At 60.6% G+C, this 21,214-nt stretch carries 22 protein-coding genes; 9 read left to right on the top strand and 13 right to left on the bottom strand.

All coding sequences use genetic code 11. The features are described 5' to 3' along the window. Positions 1-245: 245 nt before the first annotated feature. On the top strand, positions 246-740 hold the full coding sequence (locus V3W39_RS27130) for a hypothetical protein (protein WP_330213714.1): 495 nt from the start codon (positions 246-248) through the stop codon (positions 738-740). A gap of 546 nt (positions 741-1,286) precedes the next feature. On the opposite strand, the gene V3W39_RS27125 is transcribed toward V3W39_RS27130, so the two are convergent. The 3 genes from V3W39_RS27125 to pdxR form a co-directional block, all read right to left on the bottom strand. Beyond that, positions 1,287-1,631, bottom strand: coding sequence for a hypothetical protein (locus V3W39_RS27125; protein ID WP_330213713.1), 345 nt, complete (start codon positions 1,629-1,631; stop codon positions 1,287-1,289). A 970-nt stretch (positions 1,632-2,601) separates the two neighbouring features. Beyond that, positions 2,602-2,928: a DUF6124 family protein gene (locus V3W39_RS27120; protein WP_330213712.1), complete on the bottom strand. Its 327-nt coding sequence runs from the start codon at positions 2,926-2,928 to the stop codon at positions 2,602-2,604. Positions 2,929-3,237: 309 nt separating this feature from the next. Further along, a complete protein-coding gene (gene pdxR / locus V3W39_RS27115; protein ID WP_330213711.1) occupies positions 3,238-4,728 on the bottom strand; it encodes a MocR-like pyridoxine biosynthesis transcription factor PdxR in 1,491 nt (496 codons plus the stop codon). 77 nt (positions 4,729-4,805) lie between these two features. On the opposite strand from pdxR, the gene V3W39_RS27110 reads away from it, so the two are divergent. Together V3W39_RS27110 and V3W39_RS27105 are read left to right on the top strand one after the other, a co-directional pair. Then, entirely contained in the window at positions 4,806-6,476 is a 1,671-nt protein-coding gene (locus V3W39_RS27110) for a M24 family metallopeptidase (protein WP_330213710.1), read from the top strand. 286 nt (positions 6,477-6,762) lie between these two features. Beyond that, positions 6,763-7,920 (top strand): GGDEF domain-containing protein, encoded by a 1,158-nt coding sequence (locus tag V3W39_RS27105; protein ID WP_330213709.1) that lies wholly within the window; start codon positions 6,763-6,765, stop codon positions 7,918-7,920. Between the two features lie 15 nt (positions 7,921-7,935). Here the strand turns inward: V3W39_RS27105 and V3W39_RS27100 are convergent, their stop codons facing one another. Continuing rightward, positions 7,936-8,409, bottom strand: coding sequence for a VOC family protein (locus tag V3W39_RS27100; protein WP_177120996.1), 474 nt, complete (start codon positions 8,407-8,409; stop codon positions 7,936-7,938). 105 nt (positions 8,410-8,514) lie between these two features. Here V3W39_RS27100 and V3W39_RS27095 point away from each other — a divergent pair, with 105 nt between their 5' ends. Further along, complete coding sequence (locus V3W39_RS27095) at positions 8,515-9,492, top strand: alpha/beta hydrolase (RefSeq protein WP_330213708.1); 978 nt, start codon at positions 8,515-8,517, stop codon at positions 9,490-9,492. Positions 9,493-9,784: 292 nt separating this feature from the next. Beyond that, the gene (gene dapA, locus V3W39_RS27090) at positions 9,785-10,648 is read left to right on the top strand and encodes a 4-hydroxy-tetrahydrodipicolinate synthase (RefSeq protein WP_259197435.1); all 864 of its coding nucleotides are present in this window, start codon (positions 9,785-9,787) and stop codon (positions 10,646-10,648) included. Between the two features lie 170 nt (positions 10,649-10,818). Here dapA and V3W39_RS27085 read toward each other — a convergent pair whose 3' ends face one another. The 3 genes from V3W39_RS27085 to atzF all read right to left on the bottom strand — a co-directional run bounded on the left by V3W39_RS27085 (position 10,819) and on the right by atzF (position 13,665). After that, positions 10,819-11,004: an FCD domain-containing protein gene (locus V3W39_RS27085; protein WP_442968433.1), complete on the bottom strand. Its 186-nt coding sequence runs from the start codon at positions 11,002-11,004 to the stop codon at positions 10,819-10,821. A gap of 172 nt (positions 11,005-11,176) precedes the next feature. Continuing rightward, positions 11,177-11,863 (bottom strand): GntR family transcriptional regulator, encoded by a 687-nt coding sequence (locus V3W39_RS27080; protein ID WP_330213707.1) that lies wholly within the window; start codon positions 11,861-11,863, stop codon positions 11,177-11,179. A 2-nt stretch (positions 11,864-11,865) separates the two neighbouring features. After that, positions 11,866-13,665, bottom strand: a complete 1,800-nt coding sequence (gene atzF / locus V3W39_RS27075; RefSeq protein WP_330213706.1) for an allophanate hydrolase — start codon at positions 13,663-13,665, stop codon at positions 11,866-11,868. Between the two features lie 264 nt (positions 13,666-13,929). Here atzF and V3W39_RS27070 point away from each other — a divergent pair, with 264 nt between their 5' ends. Then, on the top strand, positions 13,930-15,306 hold the full coding sequence (locus V3W39_RS27070; RefSeq protein WP_177046700.1) for a pyridoxal-phosphate dependent enzyme: 1,377 nt from the start codon (positions 13,930-13,932) through the stop codon (positions 15,304-15,306). Continuing rightward, positions 15,303-16,469, top strand: a complete 1,167-nt coding sequence (locus V3W39_RS27065) for a cystathionine gamma-synthase (protein ID WP_330213705.1) — start codon at positions 15,303-15,305, stop codon at positions 16,467-16,469. Before V3W39_RS27070 ends, V3W39_RS27065 begins: the two co-directional genes overlap by 4 nt. 119 nt (positions 16,470-16,588) lie before the next feature. Here V3W39_RS27065 and V3W39_RS27060 read toward each other — a convergent pair whose 3' ends face one another. Beyond that, positions 16,589-16,999, bottom strand: a complete 411-nt coding sequence (locus V3W39_RS27060) for an MAPEG family protein (protein WP_330213704.1) — start codon at positions 16,997-16,999, stop codon at positions 16,589-16,591. Then, on the bottom strand, positions 16,999-17,316 hold the full coding sequence (locus V3W39_RS27055) for a DUF2834 domain-containing protein (protein WP_330213703.1): 318 nt from the start codon (positions 17,314-17,316) through the stop codon (positions 16,999-17,001). Before V3W39_RS27055 ends, V3W39_RS27060 begins: the two co-directional genes overlap by 1 nt. A 116-nt stretch (positions 17,317-17,432) precedes the next feature. Here V3W39_RS27055 and V3W39_RS27050 point away from each other — a divergent pair, with 116 nt between their 5' ends. Further along, entirely contained in the window at positions 17,433-18,236 is an 804-nt protein-coding gene (locus V3W39_RS27050; protein ID WP_330213702.1) for a helix-turn-helix domain-containing protein, read from the top strand. Between the two features lie 124 nt (positions 18,237-18,360). Next, on the top strand, positions 18,361-18,780 hold the full coding sequence (locus V3W39_RS27045) for a hypothetical protein (protein WP_256348384.1): 420 nt from the start codon (positions 18,361-18,363) through the stop codon (positions 18,778-18,780). 6 nt (positions 18,781-18,786) lie between these two features. Here the strand turns inward: V3W39_RS27045 and V3W39_RS27040 are convergent, their stop codons facing one another. From V3W39_RS27040 to V3W39_RS27025, 4 genes are read right to left on the bottom strand one after another with little or no spacing between them, the layout of a single operon-like run. Beyond that, a complete protein-coding gene (locus tag V3W39_RS27040; RefSeq protein ID WP_177130274.1) occupies positions 18,787-19,509 on the bottom strand; it encodes a CPBP family glutamic-type intramembrane protease in 723 nt (240 codons plus the stop codon). A gap of 6 nt (positions 19,510-19,515) precedes the next feature. After that, positions 19,516-19,986 carry a RidA family protein gene (locus V3W39_RS27035; protein WP_177130272.1) on the bottom strand — a complete coding sequence of 157 codons (471 nt, stop codon included), beginning with the start codon at positions 19,984-19,986 and terminating at the stop codon, positions 19,516-19,518. 17 nt (positions 19,987-20,003) lie between these two features. Further along, the gene (locus tag V3W39_RS27030) at positions 20,004-20,759 is read right to left on the bottom strand and encodes a hypothetical protein (RefSeq protein ID WP_330213701.1); all 756 of its coding nucleotides are present in this window, start codon (positions 20,757-20,759) and stop codon (positions 20,004-20,006) included. Next, entirely contained in the window at positions 20,756-20,992 is a 237-nt protein-coding gene (locus V3W39_RS27025; RefSeq protein ID WP_330213700.1) for a hypothetical protein, read from the bottom strand. Before V3W39_RS27025 ends, V3W39_RS27030 begins: the two co-directional genes overlap by 4 nt. Positions 20,993-21,214: the final 222 nt, after the last annotated feature.

Here is a 21,214-nt window from a genome sequence, read left to right as displayed (position 1 = left end):
ACATTAACCTCTCGGATGAAAAGTACATTTTTACACGACGGTATGCGACTTTCAGACAGGTCATTCAAAGTAGGTTCGTCAGACGTTCACTGTTGGTGTGCAGGGTGGCACGCCGAAAAGGACGGATGGCCATTTGTCATCATCCTGACTATTATTGACATTCATTATCTGCCTACCAGGTAAATCGCCAAATCTCCCCATTGAAAGGGATCGACAAGCAGCGGCTCATGAGCCAAGGAATTTACGTGTTCAAGACTTTCGCTTTAGCGCTTGCCCTCGCGTGTCTGTTCGGCTGCGATCAACAAATCCTTGTTCATAGCGTGAAACCCATCGGTACCCTTCAGGAACAGGAACACGCCCTGATGATCGGTAAATGGTACGGCGAAGCGACAACCCTCGACGGTAAACGTACGCAGCAACTGAGTGAGCGCCGCGCCGATGGCGGCTTCACCGTGAACTTTCGCGTGACCGACAAATCCGGCCAATGGATTGAGCAAAAGGAATTCGGCCTATGGGGAGTGTCCGGCAAAATCTACTTCACCATCACCACCGGGAAGCAAGTGGGAGATGAGATCTCTCACGCCATCCCAGGAAACCCTTACCTTAATGACGCGTACGAAATCATTGAGCTAACCGCCACTACGTACCGCAGCAAGGCGCAAGACAGTGGCAACGACTTCACCCAAAAAAGAGTGGACGACGGGTTTCAGTTTCCAGCGATTTCGGTGGTCAAGCCTTGACGACCGTTCTCACGCTCTGCGTGGGAATGCCGCTCTGGACGCTCTGCGTCCGGCCTTCGTATAGGCTTCATCCCGAGCCATGGGATGATCCACTGTGACCGCCTTGGGTCATAACCGGCCAACGGCGAGTGCTTGCTTCTGGCCGATTGCTGACTTTCTGATTGGAAAGGCCGAGCTGGAAGGGCTGATGGGCAGCTAGTACGCTTGAGTCCCTCTAATGATAGGAACCTGACATGGGACATGATTCCTCGTTGCAGATCGAACGCGCCGCTTATGAGGAGTTCGTCCGGCTTTGGAGTCAAGGAAGCTTCGAACATCAGCGACTGGGCCAAGCGTTTTACAACCACTTCAATCTACACAAACTTACCGATCAGGCCGGATTACACGGTCTATATGAGGCCGACGGTGATAAAGCCTCACGCTTGATCTTGAGGCTTTTCCACCTTCACTGAGTGGCAGCTATCGACCCAAAGCTGCCCTTCGTGAAGGACAGCTAATGGCCGGTTGAGTCCGCAACCCGAAGCGGACATCGGCGGGGCATTCCGATTAGCTGAATTGACGCTCATACAGGTCGACGTGCTGAGGAAACAGCTCGCCATAGAGCGGATGTGGAATGCCGAAAATGTTCACTTCGATGCACGGTGGCGCGAACCCTTCGGAGTAATCCAGGATGGCCAGACCCGCACATGGAATGACCAGACCCGCTTCGGTCTGAACAGAAAGTTCCAGAACGGTCTGGTCGTGATGGTTCGTGGAGCACTGGTTCTGGATAGCTGCGTACCCATCGGCAGGTTCGAATTGGCCAAAAGCAACGCCCATCGGGGGATCTCCATAATCGAGCGCCGAGTAGCCCACCAAAACCAATCCGCTATAAATTGAGAATCGCATCATGAGACTGCCTGTTTGTGTCATGCATTAGACCCAAGCGCGGTATATCACTTGGCTGGTCCTTAAGCGAGGGCGAAGCAGTTGGGCGACCGCTATTGGCCGTTTTCTGCCTGTCGCGACCGGCTGAAACGGCCAGAAGCGGTCCTTTGAAAGCGTCTACGGAAGAAGGACCGATTCAGTACTGTGAAAGAACGACGGGCATTCATCCAGAGTGGTTGCCTCTAATGCCAACAAACTGCTCCACTCGACGGGCATGATTGAGCCTCTAAGATGGGCTAGAGTGCACCCTTTAACCAAACAGTAGAGCCACGTCACATGCATTTCGTCCGCCTCGGAAAGTACCTTGCCGCTTCACGTATTACTGGGCCTCGGCATAATCTCCTGCAACTGCGCCTAGGAGTTGGTGAGCAGCATGAGCCGATCTGTGAGTGTCTACCGCCGCAGGGTGCATGTAATCACGAACCACTAGTTGAGGCTGATATCGTTGCAAGCGTACTCGAAGGAACATCGGAGGCGAATCGACGCTTTGGCACCTCACATGTCGTAACCCACATCCGGTACGTCCGAAATGACACCAAGCCTGAAGTAGTCTATGGCCTCTTGGCTCTCAAAATCCTTGAGCAGTTGCATGTCGGCGGCACATTCGTTGAGGGCAGCAATACGATTTAGTCCTTACCTCAAGCAGACTTCTGGGCAGGTAGTTAAGAGGACGAGTACAGCGCGGCCCTAGAGGTGGAGTCGCAGTGAGTCGGCCCCAATTTCAGAGAGCCTCTCAGGCCTCAAGGATGTCTATCAAGATACTGTGAGAATGTCCGCTTGTGGCCGAAAGTCGCCATTTAGCGCAGCATGACCGGCGACTCACTCAACTGAAGGCAGCACTCGGCACTCATAGTCGCTGAGCCGCTGTAGATGCCTACAACGCCTCGGCGATCAGTCGATTGAGCTAGTCGAGTAGCCTAGACAGCGTCCGGCTTCAGCTACAAGGCACCTCCCGATCCATCAGCTTACCCATCAACAGCACCCCCAACTCACTAAGCTGGTGAATAGCCAGCGCCACATCGCGGTCTTTCCCGCTCAGTTCTTCCGACAGATCAAGCAGCAATGCACTGACCGAGGAGAAGGTTTCATAGCTGTTGGTAATCAGACTTTCACTGCTGGCATCTGCAGCAACACTGAACAGTGCTGCCGATGGCGGAGCAGTTTTCAAGGAGGGATTGAGGTAGTGGTCCAAGGCGCGCTGGGCGGCCTGGTGGAGTTTTGGGTCGGGAGTTCCCGGAGGATTCGGCGTTACCTTGAACATATCAGTAGTTTTCCTGAGCTGGGCCGTCACCACGTCGCTACTAAACGAATGGGGTGGCAGCTGTACGCAGGTTAGTAGACCGGGGAAACTACAAAAGCCGGCGCGCCCGAAGACGCCCTGCGCACAGCCACCATCAAGCACAGACAAGGATGTCTGACAGATGATGCTCATGCACATGCCTAGAATACTTCGGGCTACTAAACCCGATCACTGAGGTTTCAGCGACCGAGCAACCTTAGAGACCCATCCCCAAGCGCACAAGCCGGCGGATTCTGACGCAACTGTAGGCAATGGAGCAAGGTGCCGTGCTCACCGTCTCAATGCCCACGCCGCCTGAGCCAAGCGCTGCACAGCGATACGAATTTCCTCCAGGTTGAGCGAGGCAAACCCCAAACGCAGGGCATTCTCGGGGTGATCAAACGGCGAAAACAGCCGACCGCCGCGCACCACCAGGTCCAGCTCCAACGCTTTTTCAGTCAGTTGGTCGACGTCGATTGAGTCGGAAAACCTCACCCACAGCGCCAGACCTCCCTCCGGCTCCTGCACGGCTATCTGCTCGCCAAACGCCTCCAGCAGGCAACCAAGCAGCGTTTCCCGGCGCCGACGGTACTCTTTGGAAACCCGACGCAGGTGCTTCTTCAGCTCACCATCGTTGATCAAGTCCGCGAGCATCCGCTGCATCACAGCATCGCCCTGCCCCAGGCTCACCGCCGCCTTGCGCTCGAGCACTTCGATGACATTCGACGGTGCAACGATGTAGCTGCAACGGAAGGTGCTGCCCAGGGACTTGGACAGCGAGCCGATGTAGATCACGTGGCGCTGCGCGCTGTCGCTGGCCAGGGGCAGATAGGGGCGTCCGGCGAAGTGGTACTCGTGGTCATAATCTTCCTCGATGATGCAGAAATCATGCAGCCGGGCCAGTTCCAGGAGTTGCTGGCGACGCCCCGCACGCAGGCTGACGGTGGTAGGAAACTGGTGATGGGGCGTGACATACATCATGCGCACGTTGTGCACCCGGCACAGCTCGGCGAGTTGGTCGACCTGGCAACCTTCGTCGTCCAGGTCCACGGTGACCAGTTGCGCGCCCAACTGGCGGAAGATCTCCCAGGCAGGTGGGTAACTCAAGCGTTCGACAACCACCACATCACCGGGCTTGATCAGCACGCTGGCCGTCAGGTACAGCGACATCTGCACGCCTTGGGTCAGGCAGATCTGCTGCGCGTCGACCGTCAGGCCGCGATTGTGGCGCAGCATTTCGGCCAGGGCGCTGCGCAGGTAGTGGCTGCTGCTCTCGCTGCCATGTCGCACGGTGTTGGTGGTAAAGCTGTTGCGCAAGGCGTTGCGGTAGTAGCGATGCAGCACGGCTTGGGGCAGCAAGCGATGGTCACAGGCGCCATTGTCGAAAAACAGCGCACCCGGCCGCTGTTGCAGCGCGATGACTTGCTCACCCGGGGTGAAATAGGCCGCAGCCGGCGTTTCCCGCAGCGCCAGGGCAAACGACTTTGCCGCGCGGGGAGCCGCTACCGTGCCTTGCGCCAGTTGCGTACTGACGAAAGTACCGCGACGTTGGATGCTGACCAGCCAGCCTTTGGTTACGCCCTCCTCGTAGGCAAGGATCACCGTCTTGCGATTGACGTCCAGCAGTTGTGCCATCTCCCGGGTCCCGGGCAACAGCGTGCCGGGGCGCAGCCGGCCCTCGGCAATCGCGCTCACTAGGCCCTCGATGATCTTTCTATAGGATGCCTGCGGCTGCGCGCCATCGAGCTTGAGCAGAGGACGCCATTTGCGGAGCTGGACCATGTGAAGTATCCAAAACTGGAGGTTCTTATGGTCCTAGTCTAACGCAATAATCGAACCTCAATTGCCCCGAGGTGTTTATGCAAAACCGTCATGTCGTTGAACTGCTGCCCTCGGGCAAATCCTTCGAAGCCGCCGATCAATTGCTGCTCGACGCCATGTTGGCCAGCGGTCTCGCCGTGCCCTTTTCCTGCCGGCGGGGCGCCTGCGGGTCGTGCAAGGTCAAGGTGGTGTCGGGTGAGTATCGGCAAAAACTGCTCGCGCCAGACGCCCCGGCCCCATCCTATCCGCTCGCGGCTGACGAGATGTTGCTGTGCCAGAGCCATGCCTGCAGCGACCTGCGCCTGGAGATTCCCGGCTGGTCATTGGACACGCCAGCGCTGGAAGTCACCGCCCAGGTAATCGGCAAGCGCGCCCTGAGCGCCGATATCGTCGAGCTGGTGTTGCAGACGGCCCAGCCACTGGAAGTGCGGCCCGGTCAGTACCTCAGGTTTCGCCTGGAGGATGGGGACAGCCGCTGTTTCTCCGTGGCCAATCTGCCCGCACAGGACCAAGGCCGCTTGGTGTTTCATATTCGCCAGGTCAGCGGCGGCCGGTTTTCCGAAGGCGTCCTGCCGGCCCTGCAAGTGGGTGATGCGGTGCAACTCGAAGGCCCCGTGGGCGCCTGCACCTGGCAACACGAAGATGAGCGCCCGGTTGTGCTGTTCGCCACCGGGACCGGTTACGCCGGGATCAAGCCCTTATTGCTGACGGCCCTGGCCCGCGATGCCGAGGTGACTTTGTACTGGGGTAACTCAACCCCGGCAGACTTCTACGACGCTGAGTTTCTGGAGCAGGCCAGCCAGGCTCATCCACGTTTTCACTGGCACCGCGTCCAGTCGGCAGAGGCCCGTGTGCAGCACGTCGCCCTGGCGCAGCCCCACCATTGGAGCGATAGCCAGATCTACGCCTGCGGCAATGGCGCGATGATCAGCCAGGTGCGCGAAACCTGCCTGGCAGCGGGTGCGCAGGCCCATCGTTTTGTCGCCGAGGCCTTCGTCCCCAGCGGGGCTTTACCGCAAGCGGAGTCGCTCAAGACGCTGGACCCGGTGCTGGAAAAAGTCGGCCCGCGCTACTCACTGGACGGCATGCTGGCTGCCCGCGAGCAAACGGTAAGGGCCCTGGCCGCCATCGCCGATCAATTGGAAGTCGGCATGACCACCGCGCAAGCCCTGCACATGGCCAGCCAGACATTGCAGGACATGGGCGCGTCTCACACCTGGCACCCCACCTATATACGTTTTGGCGACGACACCGTCCGTACCCCGCGCCAGGGCGTCGACCTGCTCCGCGAACTGCGGGCCACCGATATCGCCGTGGTCGACCTCGGCCCGGTGTGGGATGGCTATGAAGGCGATTATGGCGACACCTTCGTCTTCGGCGGGCACCCGCTGCATGAGGCCTGCGTGACAGCATTGCATCAGGTGTTCGACGAAACCCGCGACGCCTGGCACCGCGGGCTGACCGGACGCCAGCTGTATGACTTCGCCGAGCACAGTGCCTTCGCCAAAGGCTGGCGCCTTGAGCGCAACCTGGCAGGACACCGCATCGCCGACTTCCCCCATGCGCTGTTCGGGCAGGACAAGTTGGCGGAAGTGGAGATCGTACCGAGCGAGATGGTCTGGGTGTTGGAGATACAGTTGTGCCACCCGACGCTGCCGATCGGGGCGTTTTTCGAGGATATCCTGATTGGGGAGGCCAAGCGGGGTTAGTCGGGGTAACCGCCAGCATCAACGAATAACCGGCGAAGCTTCTTTTGAGCTGCCGCTGAAAGACGCAGCGAATAGCGTTGAAACTCCTCTTGCGCGGCATCAGGTTTGCCATTCATGGCTAACACAAAGGCATACGCAAGAGGGTGCTGTGTGTAGCTGTAGAAGCCTAATCCACCTGTCGACAGATGCTGCATTCATGGGGATATGGGCCTGCCGAACACTGCGAAAACCGGCCTAAACGCATACAATCGCGTTCTCACCGCAATTCAGGCAGGCCAGTCCGTCCATGGCGCTCGACCCCATTACCATTCTGGTCCTCACCATCGCCCTCGCCGGCGCCGCCGCGCTGTACCTGGCGGTCGAGTGGCGCAATGTCCGCGAGCCTTCGCTGCTGTACTGGACCGCCGGTTTCGCCATCATCAGCGTGGGCAGCACCCTGGCCTTGCTGCGGGCCAGCGGGCTGGTATTGATCGGCATCTGGTTTGCCAACGGGTTGCTGGTCACCGCCCACTGGCTGTTCCTGCTGGGCGTCGCACGTTTCACCCAGGTACGCCTGTCTCGCGCCTGGTACCTGATCTTCGTGGCCTGGTTTGCGATGCTGCTGTTGCCGGAAGGCCAGTTGTGGTCCAAAACCATGCTGCTGACCAACTCGCTGCTGGTGGCGGTGCCGACCCTGCGGGCCAGTTTCCTGCTGCGCCCCCACGGCCGGTCGCTGAGTGTTGGCGCGGTGCAATTGCGTTATGTGCTGCTGGCCCACGGGGTGTTCTATCTGGCCAAGGCGTTGTCGGCGGTTGTGCCGGGTACGCTGATCGACCTGACGGCGTTTCGTGGCGAGATCATTCAGGTGTCGCTGGTGGAAGGCGCGATGGCGATCATGCTGATTGCACTGTCGATGACCGGCACCGAGCGTTACCGACGCGAGGAACAGATTGCACGCCTGGCCGCCCGGGATCCATTGACCGCCCTGTACAACCGCCGCGCCCTGGAACTGCGGGCGCCGGGCCTCTTGAACGAGGTCTCGCCCGCCCGGCCAGGCGCCTTGCTGCTGATCGATATCGACAATTTCAAACTGGTCAACGACCTGTACGGCCATACCGCAGGCGACCGCCTGCTGGTGGCGTTGAGCGAGATGATTCGCGCACAGGTGCCCGAGGGAGCGTTGGCGGCGAGGTTGGGCGGCGACGAGTTCGTGATCCTGCTTAAAAACACCTCGAACGAGCGAATCATCGAGCTGGGCGCCGCGCTGCGTGAGCAGTTTTACCAAGCCGCCTCACAGGCATTCATCACACCCGCAGCGGTCACCCTGAGCATCGGCGCCAGCCTGTTCGACACGCCGCCCGCCAGCCTGGCTGCGCTGATCGAGCAAGGCGATGCGGCGCTGTATGAGTCCAAGCGTGGCGGGCGTAACAGTATTCGCCTGGTTGACCGGACAGTGACCGATTGATTGCACCGGCCACTTTCACTGCGTCGCTTCAATCACAGCAATATCAATTTTGGTCATCCCCATCATCGCGTCAAAGGCCCGTTTGGCCGCTGCCCGGTCCGGATTGGTGATCGCCGTCGTCAGCACGCGCGGGGTGATCTGCCACCGCACGCCCCATTTGTCCTGGCACCAGCCGCAGACGTTTCCCTCGCCGCCATGACTGATGATCGCGTGCCAGAGGCGGTCGGTTTCCGCCTGGTCATCGGTGGCCACCTGGAACGAGAAGGCCTCGTTGTGTTGCACGCCGGAGCCGCCGTTCAGGCCGAGGCACGGGATGCCCATCACCGTGAACTCCACGGTCAGCACGTCGCCCTGCTTGCCCGCCGGATAATCCCCGGGCGCGTGATGCACCGCCGTCACGGCGCTGTCGGGGAAGGTCTTGGCGTAGAAGTTCGCAGCGTCCAGTGCAGTGCCGTCGTACCAAACACAAATCGTGTTTTTGCTCATCATGACGATTCCCCTGATGGGAGGTTGGACTTGCAGTGTAGTACCGGTACCGACAAGAATGCGCTCGCGTCTCGACCCCCTCCCGCTTTAACCCCGACGGTGCAGATAATGAGTAACGGTGTAAGGATCGACCCGCGAACCCTCCCGGTTCCACAGTCCATCAGCCCCGAGGCCCAGGCGACTTTGCAACGCCTGGTGAACGCCGATGGCGTGCCGGTGAACAGCCTGTACGCCATGCCCGCCGCCGACGACCACGAAGGCTGGCGCCGCATGCAAGCCGCGGTTGCCCAGCAGTACGCAGCGGCTCAGGTGGGTCAGGCGGCCAACCTGCGTGCCCGCGTCGAGACCATCACCGTGGAAGACGCCACCGTGTACCGGGCGACGCCCACCGATGGCGCCGAGTTTGCCTATATCGACCTGCACGGCGGCGCCCTGGTATTTGGCGGCGGCGAAAACGCCCGCCTTGCTGCCGGCAAACACGCCGACCTGCACGGCATGACCTGCTACGGCGTGGACTACCGCATGCCACCGGACCATCCGTACCCCGCGGCACTGGATGATTGCATGGCCACCTACCGCCACGTGCTCACGCTCCACACCCCGGACAAGATCGTGATCGGCGGGCGCTCGGCCGGCGGCAACCTCGCCGCCGCCCTGGTGCTGCGCGCCCGCGACGAAGGCTTGCCGCTGCCGGCCGCGCTGGTGTTGCTGTCGCCGGAAATGGACCTGACCGAGTCGGGCGACAGCTTCCAGGTCAACCGCACTGTCGACCTGGTGCTGCCCAACCCGCTGATGAGCGTCAACCTGCTGTACGCCGCCGGCGCGGATCTGTCTCACCCGTACCTGTCGCCCCTGTTCGGGGATTTCGCGCAGGGCTTCCCGCCGACGCTGGTGCAAAGCGGCACCCGGGACCTGTTCCTGTCCAACGCCGTGCGCCTGCACCGCGCGCTGCGACGGGCCGAGGTGCCGGTGGAGCTGCACATTTTTGAAGCCATGCCCCACGGCGGCTTCATGGGCGCCCCGGAAGATGCCGAGCTGTCGGCAGAAGTGGTGCGTTTTGTACGCCACTGGCTGAAACGCGACTGATATCGGTGAGTTGACACACCCTGTAATAATCCATAAAGATGAGCGTCTTCTTCAGGGTGTGTCCTCAATGTCTGCAACGACCTTCAACTTTTCCGTCATTGGCTTGATTGCCAAGGCGCAAGGTTGCGTTGCGCACGCCCTCAAATCGAAGAAACAGTCGCTCATGTGACCGGGGCGCGCTGTCCCGTCAGATGAGCTGACAGGACAATGAGCGCGAAGGCCCCCTCCTCTTGCTTACCTCCCTCTGCCCTTCTGACGGTGACTCAATCGGTCAACCATCAGGAGAAAGCGCATGTCATCGTTTCAAGGTATCTGGGTTCCCGTCGTGACACCGTTCCATAACGGCGCCATCGACTTCATCGGCCTGCGCCGCCTGGTCTGCCATCTGCTGGAAAAGGGCGTGGCCGGAATCATGGTCTGCACCACCACCGGCGAGGCCGCGGCACTGAGCCGCCATGAGCAACTGGCGATGCTGGATGCCGTGCTGGAGCTGGTGCCACCGCAGCAGGTGGTGATGGGCCTGGCGGGGTATAACCAGATCGAGCTGTTGCAGTTCCAGGCCGAGATTCTAAAGCGCCCGGTGGCCGGTTTGCTGGTGCCGCCGCCGAGCTATATCCGCCCGTCCCAGGCCGGCCTTGAGGCGTTCTTCCGCACCGTGGCCGATGCGTCCAGCGTGCCGATCATCCTGTATGACATTCCTTATCGCACCGGGATTGCCTTCGAGCAGGCGACGCTGCTGAACATCGTCGCCCATGAGCGGATCGTCGCGATCAAGGATTGCGGCGGCAACCTGGCCAATACCCTGGCGCTATTGGCCAGCGGGAATGTGGATGTGCTGTGTGGTGAGGATGTGCAGATATTCAATGCGCTGTGCCTGGGAGCGACGGGGGCGATTGCCGCGTCGGCGCATGTGCGGACCGAGGCGTTTGTGAGGCTGCATCGGCAGGTTCGCGATAACCGCCTGGACGAGGCACGCGAGACGTTTTTCGGGTTACTGCCGTTGATTCACACGATGTTTGTGGAGCCCAATCCGGCGCCGGTGAAGGCCGCGTTGGCGATGGAGGGTTTGATCGGCAGTGAGTTGCGCGCGCCGATGCTGGCGGCGAGTGAGACGGTGGTGAATCAATTGCAGCAAGTCTTGGCCACGCTCGAATAACCTGTGGCGAGGGAGCTTGCTCCCGCTGGGGTGCGAAGCGCCCCCAAAACCGGACACCCTATTTTATCTGCCGAAAAGAGGTGTTTGGATTGGGGCTGCTGCGCAGCCCAGCGGGAGCAAGCTCCCTCGCCACAGGGATTGGGGCTAGCCAATTTTTCAGTGTGAAGGGCTTATCCCCTTGCCACCGCCAACCTGTGCAATGTGATCTTGCGCACCTCCTGCTTGCTCAGCTCAATATGGGTCTTGAGCAGTTGCTGCGCCTGATCGCTTTGCCGTTGCAGGATCGCCGCGAGGATCAACCCGTGCTCCTCATACGTCGCCGCAATACGTGATGCAAGTCTTGGCCACGCTCGAATAACCTGTGGCGAGGGAGCTTGCTCCCGCTGGGGTGCGAAGCGCCCCCAAAACCGGACACCCTATTTTATCTGCCGAAAAGAGGTGTCTGGATTGGGGCTGCTGCGCAGCCCAGCGGGAGCAAGCTCCCTCGCCACAGGGATTGGGGCTAGCCAATTTTTCAGTGTGAAGGGCTTATCCCCTTGCCACCGCCAACCTGTGCAATGTGATCTTGCGCACCTCCTGCTTGCTCAGCTCAATATGGGTCTTGAGCAGTTGCTGCGCCTGATCGCTTTGCCGTTGCAGGATCGCCGCGAGGATCAACCCATGCTCCTCATACGTCGCCGCAATACGTGACTGCTGGGTGAAATCCAGCCGCCGAATGATGCGGATTTTCTCGGTAATCTCGTAGTGCATCCGCGCCATTTCAGCGTTGCCGGTGGCCTGCACCAGCCCGCAGTGAAACGCCTCGTCCAGTGCCGAGACGACCTGGGCGTCATCCAGCCGCGCACTTTTGTCCACCCGCCAAATCGCCTCAAGCCCTTCAAGCCCCTGTTCCGCCATGCCACACAAGCGGCTGACGGCCGCCAGCTCCAGCACGATCCGAACGTCGTACAGTTCCTCGAAATAGTTGAAGTCGAACGGCCGCACCTGCCAGCCACTCCGGAAGAACACCTCCAGGTACCCTTCCCGCTCCAGCCGGTAAAGCGCCTGGCGCACCGGCGTGCGGCTGGCCTGCATGCGCTCGGCCACATCGCCTTCGCTGAAGCGATCCCCCGGCAGCAGGCGAAAGCCGAAGATGTCGTCCTTCAACTGCTGGTACACCCGCTCCGCCAGGCTGTCCGGCCGTTCGCCGGACTTTCTCGTGGTTGAAAGCTGCATGGCTACGCCCTGCTTGCCATGTAAGCGCGCCAGCCGCCGAACTCGGTGATGTCGGTGGCACCTGCCAGGGCCCAGGGCTCGCAGATAAAACCCTTCACGCTGCGCCCGTCCGCCAGGGTCAGGTTGCCAATGCCCAGCGGCGCCGGGATCTCGGCGACGAACTCGCCAAAGCGGGCCATGGGCATGTCCCACAGCTCAACGATGATCGAACGGCCCGAGTCATCCTTGACCAGCCCGGGCTTGGGCGGCACCGTGCCCGGCAACGCATGCAGGCGGTAGTGGCTGGCGGTGAGGGTTTGCTCGACCAATACGGCATTGCGGCTGGTCAGTTGGAAATTCAGCGGCATCCCGGTGAGGTGTGCGCCCACCACTGCCACCCGCACGCTGCCGGGCGCCTGTCGTGCAACGGCTGGTGGCGGCAGAGCGCGTTCGGTGGCGCCCAACGGCAGGTCGAGGCCAGCCTGCCAACGCTTGCCCAGATGCGCCAACGCCGCATCGTGCCAGGCCGGTGCGATCAGGGTGATGCCGCATGGCAGGCCATCGCTGCGCAGCCCGGCGGGAACGGCCAGCGCCGAAAGGTCCGCGAGGTTGGTGAAGTTGGTGTAGAAGCCAAACTGCGAGTTGTAGAGCACCGGCTCCACGGCCATTTCCGCCAGGGTGCGAATCGTCGGCGAGGTCGGCACCAGCAAGGCGTCGAAACCGACGAGGGTGTCGTTGATACGCCGGCTCAGTTCGGCCCGCAGGTATTCGGCTTTATAGGCATCGCAGGCGCTGTATTTGAGGCCGTTCTCGACAATGCCGCGCACCACCGGGTTGATCGCGGGGGGGTTGCTGGCGAGCATGCCTTCCAGCGCGACCGTGCGTTCCGCCACCCAGGAGCCGTAATACAGCTGCTCGGCGAGTTGCTGGAACGGGCTGAAGTCCACCGGAGTGATTTCGGCGCCCAGGGACTTGAACCTGAGCAGCGCCTGTTCAAACACCGCCTGGTTCTGCACGTCGCCAAAAAATTCCAGGGTGGCCGGTACCGCCAGTTTGATCGTGGCACCTGCCGCCACCGGCGCGGTGTTGGGGTTGACACGGGAATACGCGTCACTGGGGTCGTAAGCGGCGGCCACGCCTGCCACCTGCTCGGCATCTTCAACCGTCAGGGCAAACACCGAAATACAGTCCACGGTGCGGCACGCCGGCACCAACCCGGTATTGGACAGCCGGCCCTTGGTCGGTTTGAGCCCCACGATATTGTTGAAGCCCGCCGGCACCCGTCCGGAACCGGCGGTGTCGGTGCCCAGGGAAAACGCCACCAGGCCACGGGCAACCACCGAAGCCGAGCCCGAGCTGGAACCGCCGCTGACATAATCCGGGTTGAAGCTGTTGCCAACCGCGCCATAGGGCGAACGAGTGCCGACCAGGCCTGTGGCGAACTGATCGAGGTTGGTCTTGCCCATCAGGATCGCCCCGGCTGCCCGCAACCGGGCTACCACCGAGGCGTCCGCCACGGCGGTATACGCGAACTCAGGGCACGCAGCGGTGGTATCCCAGCCCGCCGCATCGATGTTGTCCTTGATGGCAAACGGCACGCCATACAGCGCCAGCTTGTCGATATCGCCGTCGACCGCCGCCAGCCGCTCGGCCAGTTGCGCCAACTGGGCATTCAACTGCTGGGGTTGTACCCGGCTGATCCAGGCGTTGTCCTCGGCGGGAAACGTATCCGCCAGGGTCAACAGGATGTCGGGGGTCAGTGCCCGGCTGCGGTAGGCAGCCTGCCATTCACCAAGGGTCCAGCCGAGTTGTTCGTTGCGCATTGGGGATTCCATCTTGTATCCAAGTTTGGATTTCTTTTAGCAAGCGTTGGGCCAATCGGCTGCAAACCAATGAATACGTGGCCGCGATCGAAATCCATCGGCTTGGCAGCCTTCGGCTGTGCTCCGTGATGAAGCAGCGATGCGCCAAAAAAAGACATTCAGGCGGCCGCCCGGTTGCGAGCGGCTCGATACCGGCCTATGTTCGAAACCATGCTTTCGAAACTGCTGTCCATCCCATACGCCCTTCCGTAGCCAGGTGACGACATGCCCACCGCTTCCCGCCCCGCCGTGCTCGAACTGATCGGCAACACCCCGCTGGTTCGGGTCAGCCGCTTCGATACCGGCCCCTGCACGCTGTTCCTCAAGCTTGAGTCCCAGAACCCCGGCGGCTCCATCAAGGACCGCATCGGCCTGGCCATGATCGACGCCGCCGAACGCGACGGCCGCCTGCGCCCCGGCGGCACCATCATCGAAGCCACCGCCGGCAATACCGGCCTCGGCCTGGCCCTGGTGGGCCGCGCCAAGGGTTACCGGGTGGTGCTGGTGGTGCCCGACAAGATGTCCACCGAGAAGGTCTTGCACCTCAAAGCCATGGGCGCCGAGGTGCATATCACCCGCTCCGATGTCGGCAAGGGCCACCCCGAGTATTACCAGGACGTGGCCGCCCGGCTGGCCAAGGACATTCCCGATTCCTTCTTCGCCGACCAGTTCAACAACCCCGCCAACCCGCTCGCCCACGAGACCAGCACCGCGCCGGAAATCTGGGCCCAGACCCAGCATGACCTGGACGCCATCGTGGTCGGCGTCGGCTCGGCCGGTACCCTCACCGGCCTGACCCGTTTCTTCAAGCGCGTGCAACCCGACCTGGCCATGGTGCTGGCCGACCCGGTGGGTTCGGTGATGGCGGAATACAGCCGCAGCGGCACTATGACGGAGCCCGGCTCGTGGGCGGTGGAGGGCATCGGCGAAGATTTCATCCCCTCGATCGCCGACCTCTCCAGCGTGCGCCACGCCTATTCCATCAGCGACGAAGAAAGCTTCGACCACGCCCGCCAACTGCTGCGGGCCGAAGGCATTCTCGGCGGCTCCTCCACCGGCACCCTGCTCGCCGCCGCCCTGCGTTACTGCCGCGAACAGACCGAGCCCAAGCGCGTGGTGACCTTCGTTTGCGACACCGGCACGCGCTACCTGTCGAAGGTCTACAACGACCAATGGATGAACGACGCCGGCCTGCTGCAATACAAACACTACGGCGACCTGCGGGACCTGATCGCCCGCCGGTTCGAGGATGGTCGGGTGATCAGCGTCGGCCCCGACGACAGCCTGCTCACCGCCTTCCAGCGCATGCGCCTGGCGGACGTCTCGCAACTGCCGGTGCTGGTGGACGGCCAGCAACTGGTGGGCGTGCTCGACGAATCGGATGTGCTGCTTGGCCTGCATCACAACGCCGCGCACTTTTCCATGACCGTGGCCAGCGCCATGACCAACGCCCTTCACACCCTTGCGCCCAGCGCGAGCCTTGCGCAATTGCAGGCCGAACTGGATCGCGGACTGGTGGCAATCATTGCCGACGCCTCGGGCTTTCACGGCCTGATCACCCGCGTCGACCTGCTCAATCACTTACGGAGATCCCTTGCATGACCCAGCACGATAAAAGCGCCTTCGCCACCCGCGTGATCCATGCCGGGCAATCCCCAGACCCGACTACCGGCGCGCTGATGCCGCCGATCTACGCCAACTCCACCTATTTGCAAGACAGCCCCGGCGTGCACAAAGGCTTCGACTACGGGCGCTCCCACAACCCGACGCGCTTTGCCCTGGAACGCTGCGTGGCCGACCTTGAAGGCGGCACTCAGGCTTTCGCGTTTGCCTCCGGGCTGGCGGCGATTTCCACCGTGCTGGAACTGCTCGACGCCGGCGCCCACGTGGTCTCCGGCAACGACTTGTACGGTGGCACCTTTCGCCTGTTCGATAAGGTGCGTCAACGCAGCGCAGGGCATCGCTTCAGCTTCGTCGACCTGACCGACCTGTCGGCCTTCGAAGCCGCGTTGCAGGACGACACACGAATGGTCTGGGTCGAAACCCCAAGCAACCCGCTGCTGAGCCTAACCAACCTCGCCGCCATCGCTCGGGTGTGCAAGGCCCGAGGCATCATTTGCGTGGCCGACAATACCTTCGCCAGCCCCTGGATCCAGCGCCCGCTGGAGCTGGGATTCGACATCGTGGTGCACTCCACCACCAAGTACCTCAACGGCCACTCCGATGTGATCGGCGGCATTGCGGTGGTGGGCCAGAATCCTGAACTGGCCGAGCGCCTGGGCTTCCTGCAAAACTCCGTGGGCGCGATTGCCGGGCCGTTCGACGCCTTCCTGACCCTGCGCGGGGTGAAGACCCTGGCGCTGCGTATGGAGCGCCATTGCAGCAACGCACTGGAACTGGCGACATGGCTGGAGCAACAGCCGCAGGTGGCGAGGGTTTACTACCCGGGGCTGGCCTCGCACCCGCAACATGAACTGGCACGCCGACAGATGCGCGGGTTTGGCGGGATGATTTCGGTGGACCTGAAAAGCGACCTGGCGGGTGCGACACGCTTCCTGGAAAACGTGAAGATCTTTGCCCTGGCCGAGAGCCTCGGCGGTGTGGAAAGCCTGATCGAGCACCCGGCAATCATGACCCACGCGAGCATTCCGGCGGCGACCCGGGCGCAGTTGGGGATTGGTGACGGGTTGGTGCGGTTGTCGGTGGGGGTTGAAGATGTGGAGGACCTGCGGGCGGATTTGGCGCAGGCATTGGCGCTGATCTAACCACGCCCCGTCACTGTAGGAGCGAGCTTGTTCGCGAAGAACCTGAGGGCGCCGCATTGAATCAGGATGCCAGCGTCATCGTTAACGACCTTCGCGAGCAAGCTCGCTCCTACAGGGAGCTATATCAGGCTCACGCCAATGACGCCCGCCAGTCCGAATAAACAGATCAACCCCACGCCATAAGCGACCGTACGCCATGGCTGCCGGCTGCGCAGGTGCATCAGCGTATGCACCACCCTTGCCACGGTGAACGTACAGCACAACCAGGCAGTCATGACGCTGGGGGCATCCAACGCCACGCACAATCCGCCCAACACAAAAAACAACGGAATGTTCTCCAGGTCATTCGCCCAGGCCCTGGCGCCTCGGCTGACTTGCGGCAATTCCTGCGAATTAGCCGCCCGCTTGAAGAAGCCGGCATCCTCACTGTTGATGAACGCAAGGTGCCTGAGGCGGAAATAGCCTTGATAGCAAGAGATCGCCAGCATCTTGATGAACAGCACCAACACGCACAGGGCATACACCTTCATCATCGGCTCCCCGAACGGCGGCGGAACCCGTTGACCACCAGATACAGCAGCGGCCCCACGGACACAAACACCGCCGTTATCAACCAATAAGGCAACACCGACACCAGGGATTTGCCTCTGGCCCGCGCATCCCGGTACATCCAAATACACGCCATCAGCGCCATCAGGTACAGGTCAATCACCACCTGGGCGGTGTCCGGCCTCGATATCAATTCAAGCCCGAACGCCATGAGCGACTGCTCGGCCATCAGCATCGTAATCACGGTGTACAGGGCAAACGCCAACAACCCGACAAGGGCGGTCCAGGGTCTGTGCATGTTCTCCTCCTTGGAGACGAGGGTTCGGGAAGCTGCACATTAGTGATAACGTCCGTCCCTTCTCAATGACCTCACAGGTCATCGACATCACCGACCCGCACGGCCAGAGTCAGCCCATGAGCAGCCAACCTTTCCCCCGCGCAACCCCCGACACGCCCGCCGGCGCGCAACTGCGCGTGCTGCGTCGGCAGGCCAGATTGAGCCAGCTGGAACTGGCGCTGATCACCGGGGTTTCCCAGCGCCACTTGAGCTGTATCGAGACCGGCCGTGCCAAGCCTGGCCCGGGCACCTTGCACAACTTGCTGATGGCCCTCGAGGCCCCGCTGGAGCAGTGCAACAACGTATTCCTGGCCGCCGGCTTCGCCCCGCGCTATGAGGCCACCCCGCTCGCTTCACCGTCGATGGAAGCTATTCGCGAGGCCATCAACCATGTGCTGCACGCGAACAATCCTGCACCGGCAATCGTGCTGGGCAGCCATTGGGAAGTGCTCGCCGCCAATGCCAGTACCCACGTGCTGTTCGATCTGGTGGGGATCAAGCCGGAAGCGGCTGAAGGGCTGAATTTGTTGGTCACCCTGCTGCAGCCTGGCGGGCTGGGTGATCACTTGATCAACGCTGAAGAAATCCGAACCGTCGCCTGGCAACGGGCATCCCGCGAGGCGTTGGGCAATCCGCAACTTGCCAGGATTCTGGACAGCCTGCCGGCGCCGCAGAGCCCCGGGGCCTTGGCCCATGAGCTGCCGCCGCTGCTGCTGACACGCCTCCACTCCCGGGAAGGTGAGTTGAACTTCATGTCGACCTTCACCACCTTTGGCATGCCGCAGGACATCACGGTGACCTCGTTGCGCATCGAGCATTTGATTCCGGCGGATGCACAGACGTGGCAGGTGATGACCGCGGCGTATGAACGGTCGAAATAGGCAATGCCTTGCCGGATCCGGCAACCCCTGCCCACTCCCCGCCCCCGGCGGCCCCGCAGCACAAGGCTTGCAGCTTATGGCCTGACTATTGCTGTGCTCCTGTTACCAACCAGGGAGCAACATCATGATCGGAAGCACCAGCCTTATCGCACTGGCCCAGAAGAGCCTGACCCAGTCCATGGAAAACGGCACGCTTCGGGCCGGGAGGATCGAGGTCATCAACGCCACACCAGAGATCAAGGCCAAGCTGGAAGCCAGCTATCAGGAGCAAGTGATCTCGACCGCGCAAACCGTTGCCACCGCCAGAGCCAATCCGTCGTGGGCGACCTTCGACGATAAAAGCAATGCCGTCGAATTGCCTGATGTGCAGTCACTCAGCAAAAGCGACGCCACCCATGTGGCCAACGGTCTTCAGTACCTGCTGGACATCGGGCGCCTGGATGGCAAGACCGTCACCGCGAAAAATGGCGACCAGTCGACAGATAACATCGCCGTATACAAGGACTGGCTGCAGGCGCACATCGGCGTTGATGTGCAAGCCTGAAGGGGCTCACACCATCGGCACGGCAATCAGCAAGATCGCCGTGCCATGGGTCGCCGTCGCGGCCACCACACCGTAGCGAATCCGCACCAGGCCGCAGGCCAGCCCTTCAATCAGGGTAAACGCCAGCACCGGCCAGCCCAGTTGCGTCACGCTCAGCGCCAGGAATGAATGGCACGCGGCGAACGCCAGCGCACTGAGCAACGCTGCGCGCAGGGGCGTGACGTGTTGTTCGAGATAGCCCTGCAGGAAGCCGCGAAACAGCACCTCTTCCAGTGCATTCGCGCAGTAGGCAAGCACCAGCATGCCCATCAGCCAGGTCCCGTAAACCGGCTCAATGCCTTGATACAGTCGCAATGGCAGGCCGATCAAACACCCGGCCCCGAGGCCCACCGCCAGGCCCGCCCAACGATTGCCCTTGAACAGCACCGTCAGCTGCCACAACTCCGGTGCCAGGCGTGCGAGCAGCGCAATCAGCCCAAGGGATAACCCGCCCAGCGCGGCCAGCACCAACGGGTTGGCCGTGAACTCGATCTGCACCTCGCGGCTTAGCGACCACAGGCCCAGCGGCGTCATCGCATCACGCATCAGCACAAAGGCCAGCAGCAGGATAACGATGCGCAAGCCCGGCAATGTCTTCGGCGTGAGGCCGAACCACAGGCCAAACAGGATCAGCCCTGGAAGCAGGTAGATTCCATAGTGGATCAGTACCGCAAACGCCTCGGTGATCACCCGGCGTCAGTCCCTTGCCACGGCAATCATGTCGATTTCCACCGCCGCGCCCTTGGGCAGTTGCAGCACGCCCACCGAGGTACGCGTGTGCGACCCGGCCGCCCCCAGAATCTCGTTCAACAAGTCGGACGCGCCGTTGGCCACCTCGCTTTGCTGGTCGAAGTCATCCGCGCTGCGCACGTACACATTGATCTTCAAGATCGCCTTGACCTGATCCAGCGAACCCAGTGCCTGCTTGAGCAACCCCAGGCACCGCAGTGCGCTGACGCCCGCGGCAATTTGTGCGTCGGCCAGGCTGAGGCTTTCGCCGACCTTGCCGGGCAGCACGATGGCGTCACCCACCCGGGGGATCTGGCCGCTGATGTAGATGTGATTGCCGTCCCGCAACAACGGCGTGTAGTTGCCGCCGATCTTGAACTCGTTGAGCTGGTAACCGAGGCGCGTCATGGCCGCCGCGTACTTTTGATCCGGTGTCATTTTATTTTCCTTACTGATCAAGACGGACGTGTATTCAAAAAAACAATAACAGCCAAAATTATAAGAATCACTCTCAACGAAAATGCCAGACTTTCCTTAGCGACTTTCCGCAATGCTATCTCTTCTGCGTCCGACGGTTTTGTACCAAGGCGCATAATATCCTGTACAAAATTCAGCACGCATCCAAAAACAACGTGAGAAAACCAGGCATCAAACTTGGCCAATGGGTACGGCAATACAAACGTCAGAATAAACGCAATCACGCCCGCCATCACTTTGGTTTCTTGGAACGTAGCTCCAGGAAAAACAAACACCGAAGCGGCAACAGGGTTACTTATCTCGAGCTGAGACAAGGCTTGATAAACCAGCGCCGGAAAAATAATCGGCAGATATGGCTTTATCTTATGATATCGCTCAAGGCTTTTTTGACCATTGGACAATGAAGAAAGCAAAAACAGCAGAACTAAAACCAAGCCTGCATAATTAGCCAGGTATTCCTTCAGCTGTCCAAGTAAGAGCAATAGCACGAACATCAACAGCATCGCTAGATTCGATAAAATGGCGGACCAGCGCAACAAATCCATCGACTTGATAGCCGGCCAGTGCCGCGCCAATTTTTTTGAAACGTTAATAGCCAGCGCATGCCTCCTTAAAGAGGCCTCATTTAACTCAATCGCAGCCATCTCATCAACGACGACACTGATTACGCGCATGTAAAATATCAGAAGACCAATGAGTGTCCCAACAACGCCCAGCACAATCGAGAGTATCATTTAGATTTTCCGTCAAAAACATCTTGCAATCTATTGGCCAGCTTGTCATTTCCCGCAGCAATGACATTAACTTTACGAACACTCCACACCGCGAGAACTCCGAACAGAAAAAAATAAACAAGCGGTAGATCAGAGGATGTGGCGTCCGCAAACCACGGAGCGAAAAAAAACACCACAACAGCCGCAAGCAGCGTTCCTAATATATGTAGAACTTGGGCAATCATAATCCCCATTATTACTCCTTGACCGCTGAGATAAAAATTTAAATATGCCTTAATGCACAGGCGTGATTATAAAATTCATGGACCGCACGAAACACTATCCAGCAACTTCGCCACTGGGTATTACTTCAAAAAGTGTTAAATAACGTAACCCCCCTTATCACCGCAGTCAGACAAGAAGCCCCTAGATCTACGGTGCAATATAACTGCGATGAATCCCCCACTAGCTTTCTG

Origin of the sequence: Pseudomonas sp. Z18(2022), from assembly GCF_036346535.1 — a bacterium.
GTDB classification, from domain to species: Bacteria; Pseudomonadota; Gammaproteobacteria; order Pseudomonadales; family Pseudomonadaceae; genus Aquipseudomonas; species Aquipseudomonas yamanorum_A.
Note: the sequence above shows the minus strand (reverse complement) of the source record. Positions and strands in the feature narration are given on the sequence as shown.

Excerpts from the sequence above, each read along its gene's own strand:
- V3W39_RS27125 (WP_330213713.1), bottom strand. The coding sequence starts at position 1,631 with ATGATGCGATTCTCAATTTATAGCGGATTGGTTTTGGTGGGCTACTCG.
- V3W39_RS27120 (WP_330213712.1), bottom strand. The coding sequence starts at position 2,928 with ATGTTCAAGGTAACGCCGAATCCTCCGGGAACTCCCGACCCAAAACTC.
- pdxR (WP_330213711.1), bottom strand. The coding sequence starts at position 4,728 with ATGGTCCAGCTCCGCAAATGGCGTCCTCTGCTCAAGCTCGATGGCGCG.
- V3W39_RS27110 (WP_330213710.1), top strand. The coding sequence starts at position 4,806 with ATGCAAAACCGTCATGTCGTTGAACTGCTGCCCTCGGGCAAATCCTTC.
- V3W39_RS27105 (WP_330213709.1), top strand. The coding sequence starts at position 6,763 with ATGGCGCTCGACCCCATTACCATTCTGGTCCTCACCATCGCCCTCGCC.
- V3W39_RS27100 (WP_177120996.1), bottom strand. The coding sequence starts at position 8,409 with ATGATGAGCAAAAACACGATTTGTGTTTGGTACGACGGCACTGCACTG.
- V3W39_RS27095 (WP_330213708.1), top strand. The coding sequence starts at position 8,515 with ATGAGTAACGGTGTAAGGATCGACCCGCGAACCCTCCCGGTTCCACAG.
- dapA (WP_259197435.1), top strand. The coding sequence starts at position 9,785 with ATGTCATCGTTTCAAGGTATCTGGGTTCCCGTCGTGACACCGTTCCAT.
- V3W39_RS27080 (WP_330213707.1), bottom strand. The coding sequence starts at position 11,863 with ATGCAGCTTTCAACCACGAGAAAGTCCGGCGAACGGCCGGACAGCCTG.
- atzF (WP_330213706.1), bottom strand. The coding sequence starts at position 13,665 with ATGCGCAACGAACAACTCGGCTGGACCCTTGGTGAATGGCAGGCTGCC.
- V3W39_RS27070 (WP_177046700.1), top strand. The coding sequence starts at position 13,930 with ATGCCCACCGCTTCCCGCCCCGCCGTGCTCGAACTGATCGGCAACACC.
- V3W39_RS27065 (WP_330213705.1), top strand. The coding sequence starts at position 15,303 with ATGACCCAGCACGATAAAAGCGCCTTCGCCACCCGCGTGATCCATGCC.
- V3W39_RS27060 (WP_330213704.1), bottom strand. The coding sequence starts at position 16,999 with ATGAAGGTGTATGCCCTGTGCGTGTTGGTGCTGTTCATCAAGATGCTG.
- V3W39_RS27055 (WP_330213703.1), bottom strand. The coding sequence starts at position 17,316 with ATGCACAGACCCTGGACCGCCCTTGTCGGGTTGTTGGCGTTTGCCCTG.
- V3W39_RS27050 (WP_330213702.1), top strand. The coding sequence starts at position 17,433 with ATGAGCAGCCAACCTTTCCCCCGCGCAACCCCCGACACGCCCGCCGGC.
- V3W39_RS27045 (WP_256348384.1), top strand. The coding sequence starts at position 18,361 with ATGATCGGAAGCACCAGCCTTATCGCACTGGCCCAGAAGAGCCTGACC.
- V3W39_RS27035 (WP_177130272.1), bottom strand. The coding sequence starts at position 19,986 with ATGACACCGGATCAAAAGTACGCGGCGGCCATGACGCGCCTCGGTTAC.
- V3W39_RS27030 (WP_330213701.1), bottom strand. The coding sequence starts at position 20,759 with ATGATACTCTCGATTGTGCTGGGCGTTGTTGGGACACTCATTGGTCTT.
- V3W39_RS27025 (WP_330213700.1), bottom strand. The coding sequence starts at position 20,992 with ATGGGGATTATGATTGCCCAAGTTCTACATATATTAGGAACGCTGCTT.